This is a genomic window from Microbacterium sp. 01T413_2 (assembly GCF_056398985.1).
The window spans coordinates 18,372-37,382 of record NZ_JBFTQL010000015.1; the positions used below are offsets into that span (position 1 = coordinate 18,372).

Here is a 19,011-nt window from a genome sequence, read left to right on the forward strand (position 1 = left end):
CCACCTCAGGCCGCGACCACGCCGGGCGACAACCGGGCGCGCTGCCGGGAGAGGAAGTGCACCGTCAGCAGCGCGAGCGCCGCGGCGAACGCGAGGGATCCGGCGGCGAAGACGATCGACGGCTGCGGCACACCCGCGCTCCACCACCAGCTGCCCGGTGCGCTGAGCGTGACGCCCGGCGCTCCCCCGAGCGTGTACCRGCGGATGTTGCTGAACATCGACACGGCGTTCGCCCCGGACAGCACCGCCGCCACGAGCCACGCCTGCAGCGGCGACACCCRCACCCAGCGCGCGCCGACGGGAAGCAGCGCGAACCCGGCGAACATGATCAGCAGCGGAAGCAGGTAACGCGGATGCACCAGGCCGCCGACCTCGGTGAGACTGCGCTGCAGCAGATACAGGGGCAGCGAGACCAGCGCGATCGCCGTGACGCCCAGCACGAGGCCCTTGCGCCAGTTCATCGTTGCGATGCCGGTGAACAGCGCCGCCGCGAGCACGAAGAACGTGCCGACCCACGCGATCGGCGGGATCACCACATCGTTCCAGCCCAGCGACGAGGTGCCCAGCGAGCCGACGATCAGCGACGGCACGTTGAGCAGGTTGTGCAGCAACAGGCTCCAGCCGTGCCGGGTCGTCCCGCCACTGCCCGGCGCCGCTCCGTTCTGCCACACGCCGATCTGCTGCGCGGTGAGGAAGAGCACGAAGCACACCAGCGAGAGCACGACCGGCAGGATGACCGACAGCCAGAACCGCCTGCCGTCGCGCCCGCGCATCGCGAGCAGCACGGCGGCGACCATTCCCAGCACCGCATACACGGCCATGTCGGACCGGGCTCCGGCGCCCATCACCGTGGTGAGCGCCGCGAGCGCCCCGAGCACGATGCGCCGCCAGCCGGTGCTCTCCAGGAAGCCGAGAACGGCGAGCCACACCGTGCCGCCGGCCAGGACGGCCCAGCCGCTGGGGTTGACCGACGCGATCAGGAACACACCCCAGGGCACCATCGTGACGGCCATGGACACCACGAGCAGGGGGCGACGGCGCGAGGGCAGCACCCAGAACAGCACCGATGCAATGCCGACGAACAGGACCACGTTCACGATCCGGATGACGATGGTCGAGAGCGGGACGTCCTGGGACGCGAGGGGGCTCAGCACCGCGTAGTAGAGGGGCGAGTAGTAGTGCGCGACGGAGTTCACGTGCGTGGTGCTGACGAGGTGATTCGGATCCGATCCGAGCACCTCGTCCTGACACGTCGCCGCGACCTCGGGATGGAACGCGTAGCACTGCGACGCGATCGTCGCCCACGGCACCCGCTCCCCCGTCCCGTCCGGCGCGCTCTCGCAGAGCCCCGGCCGCTCGCCCGCGCCGCACCAGATGCTCGCGAGGTGGTAGTTCTCGTCCGGCGATCCGCCCACCGGCGTCGCCGCGGCCCATGCGCTCAGCGCGACCAGGAGCAGCAGTGGAACCAGGAGGAGGAGTCGTACGCCCCCGCGTCGTGCCGTGCGTTCGAGAGGTGCGATGCCGCGGGGAGTTTCTGCCACCCGGCGAGTATATAGAGCGGGCGCACGACCGCCCGGGTGGCCCACCGTCGCCGGGGAACCCAGGTACCGCCCGGTATCATCGAGGGATGCGCAGACTCCTGGTCACGGGCGGAGCCGGCTTCATCGGCTCCAACTTCGTTCACTACGTACTCGAGAACACCGACGACACCGTGACGGTGCTCGACAAGCTGACCTACGCGGGAAACACCGCCTCGCTGGCGGGTCTGCCCGCCGACCGGTTCCGGTTCGTCGAGGGTGACATCTGCGATGCGGAGCTGGTCGGACGCCTGTTCGGCGAGCACGACGCCGTCGTGCACTACGCCGCCGAGTCCCACAACGACAACTCCCTGAGCGGGCCCGCGCCGTTCGTGCATACCAACCTGATCGGCACCTTCACGCTGCTCGAGGCGGCCCGGCGCACGGGGGTCCGGTTCCATCACATCTCGACCGACGAGGTCTACGGCGACCTCGAGCTCGACGACCCTGCACGGTTCACCGAGCAGACCCCGTACAACCCGTCCAGCCCGTACTCCTCGACCAAGGCCGGATCCGACCTGCTCGTGCGGGCGTGGGTACGCTCGTTCGGCGTGCAGGCCACGATCAGCAACTGCTCGAACAACTACGGGCCTCGCCAGCACGTGGAGAAGTTCATCCCGCGCCAGATCACGAACCTCATCGACGGGGTCCGGCCGCGCCTGTACGGCGACGGACTCAACGTGCGCGACTGGATCCACGCGGACGATCACTCGTCCGCGGTGCTGCGCATCCTGGATGCCGGAGCGATCGGCGAGACGTACCTGATCGGCGCCGACGGGGAGAAGACGAACCGCGAGGTCATCGAGCTCATCCTCCAGGAGATGGGCCGCCCCGCCGACGACTACGACCTCGTCACGGACCGCGCGGGCCACGACCGCCGCTACGCGATCGACTGGACGCGCCTGCGGGATGAGCTCGGTTGGAAGCCGCGATTCTCCGACTTCTCGACGGGCATCGTCGACACGGTGCGCTGGTACCGCGAGAACGAGGACTGGTGGCGTCCGCAGAAGTCCGCCACCGAGCGCAAGTACGCGGAGACCGGCCAGTGAGCGGCGGGATCCGCTTCGGGCTGCCTCTCGCGTTGCGGGCCGCGCCGATCGAGGGTCTGCAGGTCATCGACATTCCGGTGCACGGCGACAACCGCGGCTGGTTCAAGGAGAACTGGCAACGGGAGAAGATGACCGCACTGGGTCTTCCTGATCTCGGACCGGTGCAGAACAACATCTCGTTCAACAAGAGCCGCGGGACCACGCGCGGGATCCACGCCGAGCCATGGGACAAGTACATCTCTGTGGCGACCGGCAGCRTGTTCGGCGCGTGGGTCGATCTCCGCGAGGGTGCGGGCTTCGGCACCGTGTTCACGACGGTCATCGATCCGTCCGTGGCCGTCTTCGTGCCACGAGGAGTGGGCAACGCCTTCCAGACACTCGAAGACTCCACCGCCTACACGTACCTCGTGAATGCGCACTGGTCCCCCGACGCGAAGTACACGTTCCTCAACCTCGCCGACGAAACGGTTGCGATCGACTGGCCGCTTCCCCTCGAAGACGCGGAGCTGTCCGCCAAGGATCTGGCGCACCCGCGTCTTGCCGACGTCTCCCCGATGCGGTTCTGAACAGGCCGCACCGCATCTCCGCACCGCCTCGGACGATCAATCGATCTGGCTGAACACCGACCACCCGGATCCGATCGTGGATGACCCCTTCCAGGAACCGGTACCGTCCCCCCGGTACAGGACGAGACTGCCGTCGGGAAGACGAGCGATCACGTCCGCCGTTCCGTCACCGTCGAAATCACCGGTCGAGAAGATGGCGGTCATGCCCGACCACCCTGCCCCGATCGGCCGGATGGAGGCCCAGGATCCTGTCCCGTTGCTGCCATAGAGCCAGAGCGATCCGTCGTCGATGCGCCGCGCGATCAGGTCTCCGCGGCGGTCTCCATCGAAGTCGCCGGCGTAGAACACCGTGTCGAACACGCCCCAGCCCACGCCGATCTTCTCTCCGCGGCCGGTGACCCAGCCGCCGATGCCATTGCCTCGGTAGAGCAGCAGGTCGCCGGAACTGTTCCGCATGAGCACATCGGGATTCCCGTCGCCGTCGAAGTCCATGCTGCCGACGATCACCTGTTTCGGATCCCATCCGGAGCCGATCACCATCGGATCCGAGAAGCCGCCAGACCCATCACCCTTCCAGAGCCGGAAGATCCCAGACCCGTCGATGCTGCCGACGTCGCGGAACCCGTCACCGGTGAAATCGCCGAGCGGGATCAGGCGCGCCTGCCCGGTCCAGTCGGTGCGCGGGAACGAGACGGCACCCCATCCTCCGGATCCGTCGCCGCGATAGACGGCCAGCGCACCCGCGGACGTGAGCGCGAGGACGTCGGGGGCCCTGTCACCGCTGAGGTCTCCGGCGCCGGCCGGCAGGGCACGCGCCCTGGTCACAGCGGGCCCGGGTCCGCTCACCGACGTCATGACGTCCCAGCCGCCGCCGATCAACGTCCCACTGGAGAATGCGCCCCCGCCGAGACCCGCGTAGAGAAACAGCCGCCCCTGAGCGTCGCGAGCGAGTAAATCGGCGGTCCCGTCACTGCCGAAGTCTCCCGGGCTGAAGATGGCGGTCATGCCGTTCCAGCCGGGACCGATCAGACGCTGCCCGGTCCAACTGCCGTGGCCATCGCCGAAGTATACGTTGAGACTCCCATTGGACGTCCGTCCGATGAGATCCGGGATACCGTCTCCGGAAACATCCGCCCCGCCCACCAGCGCGGTGAAACCCTTCCAGCCCGATCCCACGGGAATCCCCTCGCGGAACCCACCCTGCGCGGTTCCCCGCCACAGCAGAAGCGTCCCGTCCGCTCGAGTGGTGAACATATCCGGGATGCCGTCCCCGTCGAAGTCACCGGCGGGCGCGATGAGGGCCGCCCCTGACCAGTTCACAGAAAGGGTCCTGACCGCGTCGTACCCCGACCCGGTCCCTGCGATGAGGTCCACCGTGCCATCGGCTCTGACATCGATCGCATCCCGGTTGCCATCGCCGTTCAGATCACCGACTCCGAAGACCTTCCTACCCGCGAAACCGTATCCGACCTGGACGGGCGCTCCCCAGGCGACGTTCTTGAACGGATAAGCGAGCAACTGCCCGGCCGCATTCACCGCCAGGACGTGACCGGCCGTATTGAACGGCTGCAGGCTCACCGGCGGCTGCGCAGGGGTCACCGTCTGCGTGGAGCCGAACCAGTCTGTGAAGTAATTGTAGAAGTTGCGGTTGCCATAGGCGGAGCAGGAGTCTCCCTCGCCGTACCCGGCACGCAGAGCCGCCGCGTCGGGCTGGTACGGCGTGTAGTAGTACAGCGCTGCGGTTGCCTTGTTCGCGACGTAGACAGGTCCGGATCCGCAGGCCTGATTGGGGTTGTAAAGGATGTTCCAGGTGTTGCCAGGCGCATACCATGTGAACCACCGGCCCTCCATGTAGATCTGCATCTGACGCGCCGCGCCATAGATCTGCTGGAAGAAGCCGACATAGCTCGGATCGCAGGCGGCATCGTCCGGGCAGCCCTGCCCGAGAGCGCTGTCGTAGCGCCAGTTGCTGGGCCACGTGTGCGTGACCAGACCCTGCTCCTTCTGGAGCATCACGATCAGCACCTGAGGGTTGATGTTGCACGACTGCGAGACGCGGTAGATGATGCTCGCTGCGCTCTCGTTCGCAACCCCGGTGTAGCCGCTGCAGTACGCGTCGGCGGGACGATTCTGAGACGTGACACGGAAGTCCTTGAGGCAGGTGTAGCCGCTCTGGCAGGTCGGCACCTTCGCGTTGAAGAAGGCTTGGATCTGGTCCACCGTCATGGTCGCCTTGTTCGTGAAGACGGCGTCGCTGATGATGTTGCCGGCGTTCCATCCGTCGAGCGTCATCGGGCGCACCGAGGTCGCGGTGCTCGACACGGCTGAGGCCTGCACAGCTGCGGCGGGCGTGCCACTCGCGATGCCGGGCGTCAGAACGGAGAGGAGGACGGCGGCGATGGCGAGCATGCCGATCATCCAGCGTCGGGGCGCGGAGGGGCGCACAGGACCCGGGGCATGTCCAGTCATGCTGGTATTCTCCGGGATTCGCCGTCCGTCACCCCCGGGACACGCACGGATCCGCGGAATTCCGCGGGAGGAGCCCGTTCCGGCCACACCCGCTCACAACTCGGCGTGCAATGTCCAGACCCGCTCCGCCGACCCGTTCCAGGAGTACGCCCTCGAACGGTCTGCCGCGAGCACGGACAGGCGGCGCGCGCCCTCTCCCGCCGCATCACGCAGGGCGTCCGTGAATCCGTCCGGAGCCACGAGCAGACCGCCCTCGGCGAGCACGTCGCGGTGCACGCCGCTCTCCGCGGCGATCACCGGCACGCCGAGTGCGAGCGCCTCGACCAGCCGCCAGGGCCATACCGGCGCGGGATCCGCCGCCGTGAAGGCGAGCGCACCGGCCAGCAGCGCGGCCCGATCCGGCGTGTCGAGCTGCCCCAGCACGTGCACACGGGGCGCCGCGAGCCCCGCAGCCGCGGCGGCCTCGGCGATTGCGGCGGCGGATCCCTCCGGCGCATCCAGCACGAAGGCGTCCGCGTCGCTGTCGACCGCCGCGGCGAAGACGGGCGCGAGCGTCTCCGCCGTGCCCGTGGCGACGACGTAGCGCGCCGGCGCGCCGAGCTCGGTGCGGCGGGGCCCTGCGTCGAGCGGGATGGCGAAGCCCTCCGGCGCGGCACCGGGGATCACCCGGATGCGGTCCCCGAACCTGCCGAGGGCGGCGAGCTGCTCGGCCATCGCGTGCGTGGGCACGACGACGGCATCGGCGTGCTTCACGGCGCGCTTGAGCATGCTGCGCTGCCAGAGCGCGCTCGCCCGGGAGAGCTGCTCGGGCGCGGCCCAGGCGCGCAGGTCCCACACCGTGACGACAGTCTGGTCATAGTCGTTGGCCCTGTCGTGCTTGGCGAGAGGGGCGAAGAGCGTGGGCGCGTGGATCATGCCTCCGCCGACGCCCGCGACCACGCCGAGCTGCCAGGCGGCGCCGAGCTCGCGACGCGCCAGCATCAGGCGGTGCTCGGAGTCCGCGCCGTCGACGGCGAGTTCGGAACCGCCACCCGGCACGATCGCCTCGACGGTGCACTTCGGCGGCGCGGTCGCCGCCAGCCCCCGCATCAGGGAACGGGCGGCCTCGGCCTGATCGGCGTCGACGACGTCGTTCACCTGGTCCATCACAACCCGCAGCACAGCCATGCTCCGACCCTATCCGGGAGCCGCCGGGCGGTTCCTGAGGCGCTCCACAGAGCGCGGGATCAGCCGGTCGGCGTCGGTGACGGCTCCGGGTGCAGCGCCGCCTTGACCATCGCGTGGATCGCGTTCCAGTCCGGTTCGAGCTCGTCGACACCGTTCGCCGGGGTGAGATCGATCGTGGTGAGCTTCTGTTGCTTCGCCTTCACCATGAGGTCGAAGAACTCCGGCAGCTTGTCCTGCGGCAGGTCGGTGTCGACCGCCGACGTGCCCGCCGCGGCGATCTCGTTGAAGTGCGTGAGCACGTTCTGCGGCGTGAACTGCTTCAGCAGCGCATCCTGCAGCTCGCGCTGGCGGCGCATCCGGTCGAAGTCGCTCGTCGTGTAACGGGARCGCGCGTACCACTGAGCGGTGTCGCCGTTCATGTGCTGCTGGCCGGCCTCGATCCAGCCCGTCGCCCATTCCTCGGCGTTGTCGGGACCGCCCCACTCCGGGACGTTGCCCTCGGGCAGCCGTTCCTTGACGTTGATATCGACGCCGCCGAGCGCGTCGATGAGCTTCGCGAAGTCGTTCATGTCGAGGAACACGTAGTACGGGATCTTGATGCCGAGCACGCCCTCGGCCGCATCCTTGGTGGCCTCGACCGCAGGACGGGATCCGTGCTTGGTGGCCTCAGGGTAGAGCGACGGACCTGTGTGGCAGGTCTCGACCGCATTGGTGAGCTGGTTGATGCCGCTCCCCCAGCCGCACTCCTCGTCGTCGTGCGCCTGCAGGCCGTCGGGGTACAGGTCGTGCATCGGTCCCGGCGCGAACGGCACGTGGGGCATGTCGCGCGGGATGCCGAAGATCGTGGTCTTGCCGGTCTCGGCGTTGACGGAAACCACGGAGATGCTGTCGTAGCGCATCGAGTCGCGTCCGAGCCCACTGTCGGCGCCCAGCAGAAGCACGTTGTAATAGCCGTCGCTCGGCGGCAGGCTCGGCCCGCCCGAGCCGAACAGCGTGCTGATGGCGTTGCGGCTGGATCCGACGATGTTCGCGGCGGACGCCGTGGCGCTGCCGCACAGGCCCAGCACCAGCACCGCCACCAGCGGGATCGCGATCTTCGCGTAGTTCCTGGTGCGCACCAGGCGCACCAAGCGCAGCGCGTCGAAGGTCAGCACGATCCACAGCACGATGTAGGCGAAGCACAGGACCTGGATGAGGCTCAGCACGATCCAGCTCACCCAGCCGCCGCCGACCGTGAACCAGAGCAGCGCCTGATGCCAGAGCAGCGCGGTCAGCGCTCCCACGATCACCAGGGCCCACATCGCCAGGGTCGCGCCGAGTCCGAATCGACCGAGCCTGCGGTTGCCCGCGAGCACCTGCGCGGATCCGGGGATCAGCACGTTCAACACGACCAGCCACCATCCGCGGCGGGTCATCACCTCCGGCGAGCCGAAATCGGGATCGCGCATCGGGCGGGTGCGGATCAGCCCCGCACTCTGCGCGGAGACCCCACCGGGCCGGGTGAGCATCTGGGTCACAGGCTGTCCTTCAGCCGCCGGTTCTTCTCCTCGACCTGAGCCTCGAGGTCGCGGGCGTACGACTCGACGCGGTCGGCGAGGGCCGGATCCGCGGTTCCGAGGATGCGCGCGGCGAGGATGCCCGCGTTGCGCGCACCGCCGATCGAGACGGTGGCGACGGGAATGCCGGCGGGCATCTGCACGATCGACAGGAGTGAGTCCATGCCGTCGAGGTAGGCGAGCGGGACGGGTACGCCGATCACGGGCAGCGCCGTGACCGAGGCCAGCATGCCCGGCAGGTGGGCGGCTCCCCCGGCTCCCGCGATGATGACCTTGAGCCCGCGCTCACGCGCCTCGGTGCCGTAGCGGTGCAGCTTCTCCGGCGTGCGGTGCGCGGAGACGACCTCGACCTCGTGCGGGATGCCGAACTCGGTCAGCGCCTCGGAGGCGGCGCTCATCACGCGCCAGTCGGAGTCTGATCCCATGACCACGCCGACGAGGGGCGCGGCGGATGCGTGCAGTGTCCCAGTCACCCGTACAGGCTACGGGCGGGGCCTGTGAGAACCCCGCTGCGGCGCGCCCTGGCCGGCGAGAACGCCGGAAGGCGTCCGCTCAGGCCGCTCTCCCGGTTTCTCAGGAGAATGCGGCCGCGGCGCCCCGGGCCTCGGCGAGCACCGCGTCGAGATCGGATCCGCTCGCGTTCACGTGACCGACCTTGCGTCCGGGGCGCGGGGCCTTGCCGTAAGTGTGCACCTTGGCGTGCGGGCTCGCGGCGAGCGCGGCCGGAACGCGGTCGAGCATGCTCCCGTACTCGGGACCGCCGAGGATGTTGATCATGACGGACCAGTCGGCGTGCGGAGTCGTCTCCCCGAGCGGCAGGTCGGCGACGGCGCGCAGGTGCTGCTCGAACTGCCCGGTCACCGCGCCGTCCTGGCTCCAGTGGCCGCTGTTGTGCGGGCGCATGGCCAGCTCGTTCACGAGGATCCGGCCGTCCTCGGTCTGGAACAGCTCGACCGCGAGCATGCCGGTCACGTCCAGCCCTTCGGCGATCTCCCGGCCGATCCGGGCTGCCTCAGCCAAGTGCTCCGCGTCGACTCCCGGTGCAGGGGCGATCACCTCGGCGCAGACCCCGCCCTTCTGCACGGTCTCCACGACGGGGTACGACACGGACTCGCCGTTCGGGCGCCGCGCGACCTGCTGTGCGAGTTCGCGCACGAACGGCACGAGTTCCTCGACGAGCAGGGCGTCACCCTCGACGAGGGCCGAGAACCAGTCCGCCGCCTCGTCGGCTGCGGCCACCACCCGCACGCCCTTGCCGTCATAGCCGCCGCGAGGCGTCTTCACGACGCCGCTACCGCCGTGCGCGTCCAGGAACGCCTGCAGGTCCCCGGCATCGGCGACGCGCGCCCAGTCGGGTTGGGGTGCGCCGAGCTCAGCGAGGCGGGCGCGCATGTCGAGCTTGTCCTGCGCGAAGCGCAGCGCGTCGGGCCCGGGGTGCACGGCGACGCCGTCGGCGACCAGGGCCCGAAGCACCTCCTGCGGCACGTGCTCATGGTCGAACGTGATCACGTCGACGTCCGCCGCGAACCGGCGCACGGTGTCGAGGTCGCGGTAGTCGCCCACGGCGGTCGCGGCCAGCTGCGCCGACATGCCCTCGTCCTCCGCGAGCACCCGGATGTCGATACCCAGTTCGACCGCTGGGGCGATCATCATCCGCGCCAGCTGTCCGCCGCCGATCACACCCACACTCAACGCCATCGGATCTCCGTTCCTCGGGATCCATTCTTCCGTACCGGGCGAGCCATCATCGCCGCCGCCGAGAGCGCAGGGCGTCGCGCCTCGGTCGTGTCAGACGCTGAAGGGGTTCTGCGCGGCCTGGGCGTCGCGGTGCGCGAGGATCTGCCCCACCTCGACCTGGTCCGCCAGGGTCTCCTGCACCAACGCGACATTCGGGACGTCGCGGATCCGCAGCGGTGCATCCACGCCGTTCGAGAGCAGGATCGTGCCGGCTCCGGCGAGACGCTGCAGGGGTCCGCGCCGCACCGTGATCGTGTATCCGCGGGCGTGGGACATCTCCGTGCTGTTGCGGGATCCGATCCCGTCGCGCACGATCACCCGCCGGGTCGTGATCGTCACGCGGCGTGAGAGCCACACGAGGAACGGTGCCACGACGAGCAGCAGCACCAGCGCACCGGCCGCCGCCCACAGCATCCAATCCTTCGCCCATCCGGCGATCGGCGCCGGCAGATTGCTCGTGAAGTACCCGGTCGCGCCGGCCACCGCGATGAGCAGGAGCGCCGACCAGAGCAGGTGCCGGGCGTGCGGGTGGAAACGCGCGATGAGTCGCTCTTCGGCGGGCACGCCGGGCGGCGGCGTCATCGGCCGCCCGCTCAGACCCATCGGTTGCGTCACGCGTCCATTGTGGCCCGCGACACCGGCATCCGCGCGGCCCGGGGTGGGTGTGTCCCGATGCGGGCCCGATCGATCCCGACCACAGGCGGAAGCGACGTCGTCAGACCACGAGGGCGATCGCCACGCCGTCCCAGCCCTTAACGCCGACCGTCTGCAGCGCCGTCGCATCGAAGCGCGGATCTCGACCGAGCATCTCGAGCCCCTCGCGCGTACCGACCACCTTGGAGTCGGCGGAAGCCGGATCGATGATGTCGCCGTCGCGGCCGATGTTGTCGACCACGATCACCGATCCAGGGCGCCCCAGGCGTGCAGCCCAGTCCAGGTAGATCGTGTTCGACTCCTTATCCGCGTCGATGAAGATCAGGTCGAACGGCTCGTCGTCCTCGAGCTGCGGCAGCACATCGGCGGCTCGCCCGATGTGGATCTCGACGCGCTCCCCCACGCCCGCTGCGTCGATGCTCGCGCGCGCGACCGCCGCGTTGTCCGGCTCCGCCTCGATGGTGACGACGCGTCCGCCGCCGCCCACCGCCTGCGCCATCCAGATCGTGGAGTAGCCGCCGAGCGTGCCGATCTCGAGGACCCGGCGCGCGCCTGCGATCCGCACCAGCAGGTTCAGCAGCTTCCCGCTGACCGGCGCGACCTCGATCGCCGGCATCCCCGCCGCCTGCTGCGCGGTCAGAGCAGCCTCCAGCGCGGGGTCGTGCCCGACCAGGGTCTCGGACAGATAGTCGTCAGCAGCACGCCAGTTCGCGAGGTTCGGTTCAGCCATGCGCCCAGCTTCGCGCCTGAGCAGACCGCGATCAAGACCGATCCGGATCCGATCCGGTCGTCGCGTCCGCGGTCGTCCCCGCGCCCCGCGGGTCGTCGACGGAAGGCCCCGGGAACGGCGCCGGCATCGTCCGCGGCCGGTCCGCGGCGAGCGCGGGCTGCCGGCGGAACTGCCCGCTGAGGATCAGGACGAGGATGACCACGGCGCCGACGATCCAGCCGGAGACGCCGAGGGGCAGGACGAGCGCCGGATCCGGCGCCGATCCCGCAGCGACGAACCAGAGGTACATCGCGGCCGATGCGTTGAAGGCGCCGTGGGCGAACACCGCAGGCCAGATCGACGCGGAACGCAGCCGCAGCCAGCCGAACAGCACTCCCAGCACGACGCAGCCGCCGGTCATCAGCAGCACGCCGCTGACATCGGTACGGCCGAAGTTGTAGCCGAGCAGGATGATCGGCGCGTGCCACACGCCCCAGATCACGCCGCTGACGAGCAGGGACGCCCACGTCCCGAAACGACGCAGTGCCGGAACGAGGAAACCGCGCCAGCCGAGCTCCTCGCCGAACGCGGCGACCGCGTTGATCGTGGCGGCCGCGACCGGGATGCTCGCCGCCTGCGCGGCGATCAGCACGACGGTCGGGGGCAGCGGGGTGCCGGCGGGCACCGCGGACGCCAGCAGGTGGGTGTATCCGGAGAAGCCGACGAGATCCACGCGGAGCCAGCCGCACAGAGTCGCGACGATGGTCGACGCCAGCACCAGCAGCGGCGGCACCAGCAGGCCGACCAYCATCATCCAGATGACGCGCTTCGCAGGGCGCAGCGGCCACATACCGAGGAACCGCAGTCGCTTCCCTTTCGGGACCGGCCGCAACACGAGCAGCACGACCACGACAGCGACCGCGGGCATGTACATCATCACCGACATCAGCGGGAGGGCATAGGGCTCTCGCAGCCCGTCCCCCAGCCACAGAGGCAGAACCACGAGCCACGCCAGCCCGCAGGCGAGCACGACGTAGGCCACGATCGCGCCGAGTCCGATGCGCACCGGGACGTCGGCCGAGAGCTCCGCATCCGCGCCGTTCGCCTGGGCCGTGCCATCGAGGCCGGCGCTCATGATCTGCTCCCGCCGTCGGCCGCTCCGCCATCGGGTGGGGTGGTCTCGGACGACGCGTCGCGGTCCAGGTAGGCCTGCAGCACGGCGGCGCCGACCGCCGCTCCGTCGACGGTGACGACCAGCGGGCGCTTGCCCCGGCGCTCGACCTCGATCGCGGGTCCCCGGCGCAGCACGATCCCGGTCCGGCCGTCCAGACCGAGCCGCCAGCCGAAGCCGCCGAACTCGCCGAACGGGTTGCACTCCACAGCCCGCACCGACACCACCTCGTCGAGCGGCACGTGCACACGGGGGAAGCCGATCTGCGACCGCACAGAGARKCCGTCCGGACCGACGCGCACCCGGAACGACGCGGACGACGCGAAGGCGCCGCCGATGAGGACGAGCGTCAGAATCGGCACCCACATCCGGTCGGTGAACCGGATCGCCATGAACGCGGTGAGACCGACGACGACCACCACGAGCAGTGAAATGAGGATCATCGCCCGGCGAGACAACGACGCGGTGGCGAGCCACACCACCCGCTCGCCCTGGGTGATCGCGGCGACGTGGGCCGGCTGCAGCGGCGCGGCCGGAGCGGGGCGGATGTGCGGCTGCAGCAGCCAGCCGATGCCGATCAGCACGACGAACGCGCCGAATCCGAGCAGCATGAGGCCGCCGAGGTCGTCGGCGTGCTTCGCATCGGCGAGACCGCGCTGCGTGCCGACCGCGCCGAGATTGATCACGGCGCTGAGCCCGGAGATGCCCAGAGCCATGCCCACGAGGAGTCTCGCGCCACCGCCCCAGTGGTCGCGCACGCCGATCACGGTCGTGATCGTGAGCGCCGCGGGCAGCGCGAAGCCGAGCAGGATCGTCAGCCAGACGAAGGTCGCCGGCGGTCCGAAGCCGTCGACGCCCGACGGGCCCCAGTGCGTGGCGGCGGGCGACGGCAACTCAGGCAGCCACGCGAGGACCAGGGCGAGCACGACGCCGGAGAGCACGAGCGGCACCACGGCGCCGAGGCAGACCGCGAGCAGGCGCGCCCGGCGCAGGTCGCGCTCCGGGATCGCGGTCACGTCCTGCACGGCAGGAGCGGAACGTGCGTTCATGATGGATCCTCCTCATTCCTGGGCGGCGATCAACGCGGCGAGCGTCGCGGGGCTGATCCCCAGGACTGCACCGCGACGGACGAGCGCCCCGATGTCSTCGGCGAGKTCGGCGAGKGGYGCGGCRGAGGCSGAGAGCACGGCGCCGCGCCCTCGGCGCAGGTCSACGAGCCCCTCGTCSCGCAGCTCCTGRTASGCCCGCARCACGGTGTGCACGTTCACGKCGAYSGCSTCGGACAGCTCACGGGCGGCAGGGAGCCGGTCGCCAGGACGCAGGCGTCCGGCGAGCACCTCGGCGCGCACGGACGCCGCGATCTGCGCGAACAGCGGCTGCGCACTGTCGGCATCGATACGGATCAGCATCCGACTCACCTCCTGTGCAGTTATTCTATGTCAACTAGATCAATTGTGGAAGAGATCCAGTCGATTCCCTTCCTGCGGCGCACCCCGGGAAGACTGGCTGCATGCGCGTCACACCCCGCCGTCTGGCCGTCGGCATGAGCCTGTGGATCCCGAACCTGTTCAGCGGCATCAGGGTGCGCGGCTTCAGCGCGGACTGGACGCGGGCGACGGTGGAGCTGCACGTGAACGTCTTCACCCGCAACTATGTGAAGACCGCGTTCGGCGGATCCATGCAGGCGATGACGGATCCGTACTTCTTCATGCTCGTCATGCACCAGCTGGGCCGCGACTACGTGGTCTGGGACACCCGCGGTGAGATCGAGTTCGTCAAGCCAGGCCGCGGCGTGCTCACCGCACGCTTCCACGTGCCGCCGGAGCGCGTCGCCGAGATCCGGACGCGCGCCGCCGGCGGCGCGAAGGTGCTCGAATGGTTCGAGACCGAGATCACCGACCGCGATGGCGAGGTCGTGGCGCGCGTGCGCCGCGAGGTGTACGTGCGGGAGAAGAAACGGATCACGGCCGCCCGGGTGTGACCCCGCGCAGGCTCGAGGCCCGCTCGACCAGCGTCGGCGCGAGGCGCACGGTGTCCCGTGCGCCCGAGGTGCCCGCGACCAGGCCGAGCGCGAGCTCCAGCGCCGTGCGGCCGCTCTCCTCGAACGGCTGCCGCACGGTGGTCAGGCCGAGCCCCTCGGCCAGCTCGCCGTCGTCGTAGCCGATGACGGGCAGTCTCTCGCTCTCCGGCCGGGAGCGCTGCAGGTCGAGGACGGCGGCCGCGAACCGGTCGTGATTGGCGACGACGGCGGTGGCCCCGGCATCGCGCGCGGCCTGCAGCACCCGCTCGTCGATCCCGGCCGGCCCGTCCACCGCCGCGGGCACCACAGAGACGTGACGCTGCAGCCCCTCGATGCGCAGCATGCCGGCCGACACGTAGGCCGGCGAGCGCTGCGGCTCGTGCACGAACAGCGCCGTGCGATGCCCGAGCCCGACGAGGTGGCGGCCGATCTGCTCGCCTCCGTCCCGGTCGTCGACGAGGACGACGGGGCCGCCGATCTCGCCCTTCGCCGGCACGACGTCCACGTAAACGACCGGGATCCTCGCCGCTCTGCTCGCACGGCGGGCGGCGCCGCCGAGAGGCACGCCCATGACGATGAGCCCCGACGCGTCGGTGCGCGCCGGCAGCACGTCCAGCAGCGGCTCATCGGCCGCGGCCGCCGAATCCAGGTCGTAGGGGATGATGTCGACCGCGACGTCGCGCGCCCGCCGCAGCATCCCCGAGAGCCGGCGCAGGTAGGAGGGGTAGCTCGTGAAGGGGGCGGCGACCGCGATCCGGGATGCGCCGATACGGCGCCCCTGCGTCATCCGGTAGCCGAGCGCGGTGGCGGCCGCGACGATCCGCTCGCGCGTCTCCGGGCGCACCCGGTGCGGCGCGCTCACCGCCAGCGAGACTGTCGAGATGCTCACCCCGGCACGCGCGGCGACGTCGTAGATCGTGACCCTTCCCGGACGTGCGCGCATCGCTCGGATCCCCTCTTCATCGAAGTTCTTCGATTGCTCAGACTAGTCCGCAGCCCGTCGAAGGAGATGACCGATGCCGAGAGGCTCCCGCTACCGCCGTCCGATGCTCGACCGCGCCGTCGCGGCGCATGAGGCGAGGACCGCCGCTCTTCTCGCGCCCGAGCCGAGCGATCCCGCGGGGCGGCGCCGCGTCGCCGGTGAGAACGACACCACGGTCAGCGCGGCCCTGGGGATCTCGCCTCTCGACACCGCCACCTCGGAGCACACCGTGCCCGTCGCCGGCCACCCCGACGTGCGGGTGCGCGTCTACTGGCCCGGGTCCGAACCGGCCCCGCAGGGCGCGGGACTCCCGATCCTCGTGTACTTCTACGGCGGAGGCTTCACGATCGCCGGGATCGACTGGGTCTCGTGGGACGCACGGTTCCGCGAGCGGGCGCGCGACGCGGGGATCATCATCGTCGCCACGGACTACGCCCACGCGCCCGAGCAGCGCTTCCCCACCCAGCCGGAGCAGTGCTGGAGCGCCTGGGAATGGGCCTGGGCGCACGCGGAGGAGCTGGGCGGATCCGCCGACCGGCTCGCCGTAGGCGGCGCGTCCTCCGGAGGCGACCTGGCCGCGGCGGTGACGCTCATGAACCGCGACCGGGCGGCGCACCCGATCGCTCTGCAGCTGCTGGAGAACCCGGCGCTCGACCTCACCATCGGGCACGCCGACGCGCGCGGCGTCAGCGCGGGGATGCCCGGCGTCATCGTGCGCAGGGCCGGCCGGCTGCTGGTGCGTCAGTACGTCGGCGACGACGCGAAGGCGGCCCGAGACCCGTACGCCTCGCCGCTGCTCGCCGACTCCCACGCCGGCCTTCCCCCGGCGCTCATCATCACCTCCGAGCTCGATCCCCTCCGCGGCGACGGCGAGGCGTACGCCAGGGCGCTCTCCGACGCCGGGGTCGACGTCACCGCCGTGCGGTTCGTCGGCCAGACCCACGGCTCCCTGGGCGCGACCGGATTCGTCCCGGCCGCCGACGTCGCCCACCGCCTGATCGTGACCGAGCTGYGCCGGCTGCGGGCGGACTCATGAGCACCGCCGACACGCTCGCGCTCGACGCGCCGGTGCGGGCCTGGCTCCGCCGGATCGAGGAGATCGTCGTCGACCTGCCGGACTACGACTCGCCCGATCCCGCCGCGCATCGTCGGGCGGCCAGGATCCTGAGCGATCGGCTGGCCGCCGAGTTCACGGAACCGACTCCCCCGGGCGTGGAGGCCGAGGAGCTGCGGCTCACCGGCGCCGCCGGACCTCTCCGCGCCCGGCGGTTCCGCCCTGCGGGCTCGTCCGACCCTCTCCCGACCATGCTGTGGCTGCACGGCGGAGGCTGGATCGCGGGCACGATCGACGAGGTCCTCAACGAGAGCACCACGGCGGACCGCGCCCTGCGCTCCGCGGTGCAGATCGTGTCGCTCGAGTACCGCCTCGCGCCGGAGCACCCGTTCCCCGCCCCCGTCGACGACGCCGTCGCGGCCCTCGCCGACCTGCGCGCGCGGGCGGGCGAGCTGGGCATCGACCCGGACCGCCTCGGCATCGGAGGCAACTCCGCCGGAGCCACGATCGCGGCCTCCGCCGCCCTCCGGGAGAGGGATGCGGGCCGCCGACTGCACCATCAGGCGCTCGAGGTGCTGCCCGCCACGCTGCGCCCCCTCAGCGGCCTCTCCGCGCGGCGACGACGAGCCTCCGGCATGGACGGCGCCGAACTGCTCGCCGGCATCTACCGCGCGGGCGCCCCGCTGGCGGAGTGCTCGCCGCTCGACGCCGCCGATCATCGGGGCCTCGCTCCGGCGCTCATCCTCGCCGCCGAGTTCGATCCGCTCCGCGACGGCGCCGTCGCCTATGCCCGCGCCCTGCAGGACGCGGACGTCCCCGTGACCCTCCGCATCGGCGCGGGCCACGTGCACGGCTCCCCCGGACTCACCGCCTGGCAGGGCGCCCGCGACTGGCGCGATGCGTTCGTCGCCGAGCTCGCTGCCGCCTACGCGTCCGAACCCCCGCACCCGACCACCGACCCGAGAGGGAGACGATGATGTCCACCCATGCCGCAGATCCCGTGATCCCCTTGCCGTCCGCGCCCTCGCCCGGCGACGACGCCGTACCCGGCGAGCGCCAGACCTGGTGGTTCTGGATTGCGTTCGTCCTCACCTGGCTCGCGACCGGCATCGCCCAGGGCGTGGCCGGCGTCGCCGTGCCGCAGCTCCTCAAGGAGTGGGATCCCGACCAGGCGACGGGCAACCTCAGCATCGTGCTGACTGCAGGCGGCGCGGCGATCCTCGTCACCACCCCGATCTTCGGGCGCCTCAGCGACCGCTCGCTCTCCCGCCTCGGCATCCGCCGCCCCTGGATCGCGGCGGGCGTGCTCATCGCCGCGATCGGCTACCTTCTGCAGGCGTTCGCCACCTCGCTCCTGCTGCTCGGCGCGGGCGCGGTGCTCGTGCTGGTCGGGTGGGGCGCCGTGTCGATGACGATCCACACGCTCTTCGCCGACCAGATCCGCCGCCGCATCCGTGCGATCATGTCCGCCGTGACGGGCGCCGCCACCACCGTGGGCATCTTCGGCGGCGTCGCGCTGGCCGGCACTGTCGCGGGCACGGGACAGATCGGAATCTTCCTCATCCCGGGCGGCATCGCCGTCGTGCTCGCGAGCACCCTCTTCTTCGCCCTGCGCGACCTGCACCGCACGGTTCCCGCGGCACCGCTCGACTGGCGCGGGGTGATCGAGACGTTCTGGCTGAGCCCGCGCCGCTACCCCGACTTCGCGTGGGCCTGGATCTGCCGCTTCTTCATGACCGCCTCCATCGTGTCGGTGACGAGCTACCTCTACCTCACGATCTCCAGCCGCTTCGGCATCGACGACCCGGCGCAGATCGCGGCCGTCCAGACGCAGGCCACGGCGGCGTTCACGATCATGAACCTCGTGCTGGCGTTCGTCTTCGGCGTCATCTCGGACCGCACCGGACGACGCAAGCCGACCGTCGTGATCGGAGCGCTCACGAGCGCAGTCGGACTCGTCGTCGCCGTCGCGGTGGGCGACGTCGCCTTCTTCCTGATCGGGATCGCGATCGTCGGCGCCGGGCAGGGGGCCTACATCGCCGCCGACGTCGCGCTCATGACCGAGTGCCTGCCTTCGACCGAGGACGCCGGCAAGGACCTCGGCATCGTGGCGCTCGCCTACCTGCTCCCGGGCATCCTGGTGCCGGTGTTCGCCTTCTTCGTGACGCGCATCGGCTCGCCCACGGGTGAGAACTTCGTGGCGCTCTACGCGGGTGCGGTCGTGATGGCGCTGTTCGCGGCCTTCGCCGTCACCCGGGTCAAGGCCGTGCGATGAGGAGGGACGATCGGCTCCCCTGGAC

At 70.6% G+C, this 19,011-nt stretch carries 17 protein-coding genes and 1 pseudogene; 6 read left to right on the forward strand and 12 right to left on the reverse strand.

What is annotated here, in order from left to right; genetic code table 11:
* Window positions 1-5: 5 nt before the first annotated feature.
* Window positions 6-1,541, reverse strand: a complete 1,536-nt coding sequence (locus AC1DMN_RS09695; protein ID WP_477384166.1) for a DUF2142 domain-containing protein — start codon at window positions 1,539-1,541, stop codon at window positions 6-8.
* An 86-nt stretch (window positions 1,542-1,627) separates the two neighbouring features.
* Here AC1DMN_RS09695 and rfbB point away from each other — a divergent pair, with 86 nt between their 5' ends.
* Window positions 1,628-2,626: a dTDP-glucose 4,6-dehydratase gene (rfbB, locus tag AC1DMN_RS09700; RefSeq protein ID WP_477230804.1), complete on the forward strand. Its 999-nt coding sequence runs from the start codon at window positions 1,628-1,630 to the stop codon at window positions 2,624-2,626.
* Window positions 2,627-2,646: 20 nt separating this feature from the next.
* Window positions 2,647-3,183: pseudogene (locus tag AC1DMN_RS09705) on the forward strand (dTDP-4-dehydrorhamnose 3,5-epimerase family protein); the annotation flags it as partial.
* Between the two features lie 45 nt (window positions 3,184-3,228).
* Here the strand turns inward: AC1DMN_RS09705 and AC1DMN_RS09710 are convergent.
* The 10 genes from AC1DMN_RS09710 to AC1DMN_RS09755 form a co-directional block, all read right to left on the reverse strand.
* A complete protein-coding gene (locus AC1DMN_RS09710; protein WP_477230805.1) occupies window positions 3,229-5,661 on the reverse strand; it encodes an FG-GAP repeat domain-containing protein in 2,433 nt (810 codons plus the stop codon).
* Between the two features lie 93 nt (window positions 5,662-5,754).
* Window positions 5,755-6,828 (reverse strand): glycosyltransferase, encoded by a 1,074-nt coding sequence (locus tag AC1DMN_RS09715; RefSeq protein WP_477230806.1) that lies wholly within the window; start codon window positions 6,826-6,828, stop codon window positions 5,755-5,757.
* Window positions 6,829-6,887: 59 nt separating this feature from the next.
* On the reverse strand, window positions 6,888-8,336 hold the full coding sequence (locus tag AC1DMN_RS09720) for an LCP family protein (protein WP_441976786.1): 1,449 nt from the start codon (window positions 8,334-8,336) through the stop codon (window positions 6,888-6,890).
* 5 nt (window positions 8,337-8,341) lie between these two features.
* Window positions 8,342-8,809: a 5-(carboxyamino)imidazole ribonucleotide mutase gene (purE, locus tag AC1DMN_RS09725; protein ID WP_440732452.1), complete on the reverse strand. Its 468-nt coding sequence runs from the start codon at window positions 8,807-8,809 to the stop codon at window positions 8,342-8,344.
* 148 nt (window positions 8,810-8,957) lie between these two features.
* Entirely contained in the window at window positions 8,958-10,082 is a 1,125-nt protein-coding gene (locus AC1DMN_RS09730; protein WP_477230807.1) for a 5-(carboxyamino)imidazole ribonucleotide synthase, read from the reverse strand.
* 90 nt (window positions 10,083-10,172) lie between these two features.
* A complete protein-coding gene (locus AC1DMN_RS09735; RefSeq protein ID WP_440732453.1) occupies window positions 10,173-10,703 on the reverse strand; it encodes a PH domain-containing protein in 531 nt (176 codons plus the stop codon).
* Between the two features lie 133 nt (window positions 10,704-10,836).
* Entirely contained in the window at window positions 10,837-11,505 is a 669-nt protein-coding gene (locus AC1DMN_RS09740) for an O-methyltransferase (RefSeq protein WP_477230808.1), read from the reverse strand.
* 31 nt (window positions 11,506-11,536) lie between these two features.
* On the reverse strand, window positions 11,537-12,619 hold the full coding sequence (locus tag AC1DMN_RS09745) for a lysostaphin resistance A-like protein (RefSeq protein ID WP_477384168.1): 1,083 nt from the start codon (window positions 12,617-12,619) through the stop codon (window positions 11,537-11,539).
* Complete coding sequence (locus tag AC1DMN_RS09750; protein WP_477384170.1) at window positions 12,616-13,704, reverse strand: DUF1648 domain-containing protein; 1,089 nt, start codon at window positions 13,702-13,704, stop codon at window positions 12,616-12,618. Before AC1DMN_RS09750 ends, AC1DMN_RS09745 begins: the two co-directional genes overlap by 4 nt.
* Before the next feature lie 12 nt (window positions 13,705-13,716).
* The gene (locus tag AC1DMN_RS09755) at window positions 13,717-14,064 is read right to left on the reverse strand and encodes a GntR family transcriptional regulator (RefSeq protein WP_477384172.1); all 348 of its coding nucleotides are present in this window, start codon (window positions 14,062-14,064) and stop codon (window positions 13,717-13,719) included.
* Window positions 14,065-14,165: 101 nt separating this feature from the next.
* Here AC1DMN_RS09755 and AC1DMN_RS09760 point away from each other — a divergent pair, with 101 nt between their 5' ends.
* Window positions 14,166-14,636, forward strand: a complete 471-nt coding sequence (locus tag AC1DMN_RS09760; protein ID WP_441976669.1) for a DUF4442 domain-containing protein — start codon at window positions 14,166-14,168, stop codon at window positions 14,634-14,636.
* Here AC1DMN_RS09760 and AC1DMN_RS09765 read toward each other — a convergent pair.
* Window positions 14,617-15,618 carry a LacI family DNA-binding transcriptional regulator gene (locus AC1DMN_RS09765; RefSeq protein WP_477230811.1) on the reverse strand — a complete coding sequence of 334 codons (1,002 nt, stop codon included), beginning with the start codon at window positions 15,616-15,618 and terminating at the stop codon, window positions 14,617-14,619. The genes AC1DMN_RS09760 and AC1DMN_RS09765 overlap by 20 nt on opposite strands.
* 73 nt (window positions 15,619-15,691) lie before the next feature.
* On the opposite strand from AC1DMN_RS09765, the gene AC1DMN_RS09770 reads away from it, so the two are divergent.
* The 3 genes from AC1DMN_RS09770 to AC1DMN_RS09780 are packed head-to-tail and all read left to right on the forward strand — an operon-like array spanning window position 15,692 to window position 18,986.
* Window positions 15,692-16,693 carry an alpha/beta hydrolase gene (locus AC1DMN_RS09770; RefSeq protein ID WP_477384174.1) on the forward strand — a complete coding sequence of 334 codons (1,002 nt, stop codon included), beginning with the start codon at window positions 15,692-15,694 and terminating at the stop codon, window positions 16,691-16,693.
* The gene (locus AC1DMN_RS09775; protein WP_477230813.1) at window positions 16,690-17,688 is read left to right on the forward strand and encodes an alpha/beta hydrolase; all 999 of its coding nucleotides are present in this window, start codon (window positions 16,690-16,692) and stop codon (window positions 17,686-17,688) included. The genes AC1DMN_RS09770 and AC1DMN_RS09775 overlap by 4 nt, the downstream gene beginning before the upstream one ends.
* A complete protein-coding gene (locus AC1DMN_RS09780; protein WP_477230814.1) occupies window positions 17,688-18,986 on the forward strand; it encodes an MFS transporter in 1,299 nt (432 codons plus the stop codon). The genes AC1DMN_RS09775 and AC1DMN_RS09780 overlap by 1 nt, the downstream gene beginning before the upstream one ends.
* Window positions 18,987-19,011 lie beyond the last annotated feature (25 nt).

Coding starts and splice junctions, on each gene's coding strand:
- AC1DMN_RS09775 (WP_477230813.1), top strand. CDS start 16,690: ATGAGCACCGCCGACACGCTCGCGCTCGACGCGCCGGTGCGGGCCTGG.
- AC1DMN_RS09740 (WP_477230808.1), bottom strand. CDS start 11,505: ATGGCTGAACCGAACCTCGCGAACTGGCGTGCTGCTGACGACTATCTG.
- AC1DMN_RS09715 (WP_477230806.1), bottom strand. CDS start 6,828: ATGGCTGTGCTGCGGGTTGTGATGGACCAGGTGAACGACGTCGTCGAC.
- rfbB (WP_477230804.1), top strand. CDS start 1,628: ATGCGCAGACTCCTGGTCACGGGCGGAGCCGGCTTCATCGGCTCCAAC.
- purE (WP_440732452.1), bottom strand. CDS start 8,809: ATGGGATCAGACTCCGACTGGCGCGTGATGAGCGCCGCCTCCGAGGCG.
- AC1DMN_RS09730 (WP_477230807.1), bottom strand. CDS start 10,082: ATGGCGTTGAGTGTGGGTGTGATCGGCGGCGGACAGCTGGCGCGGATG.
- AC1DMN_RS09710 (WP_477230805.1), bottom strand. CDS start 5,661: ATGACTGGACATGCCCCGGGTCCTGTGCGCCCCTCCGCGCCCCGACGC.
- AC1DMN_RS09780 (WP_477230814.1), top strand. CDS start 17,688: ATGTCCACCCATGCCGCAGATCCCGTGATCCCCTTGCCGTCCGCGCCC.
- AC1DMN_RS09765 (WP_477230811.1), bottom strand. CDS start 15,618: ATGCGCGCACGTCCGGGAAGGGTCACGATCTACGACGTCGCCGCGCGT.
- AC1DMN_RS09760 (WP_441976669.1), top strand. CDS start 14,166: ATGCGCGTCACACCCCGCCGTCTGGCCGTCGGCATGAGCCTGTGGATC.
- AC1DMN_RS09735 (WP_440732453.1), bottom strand. CDS start 10,703: ATGACGCCGCCGCCCGGCGTGCCCGCCGAAGAGCGACTCATCGCGCGT.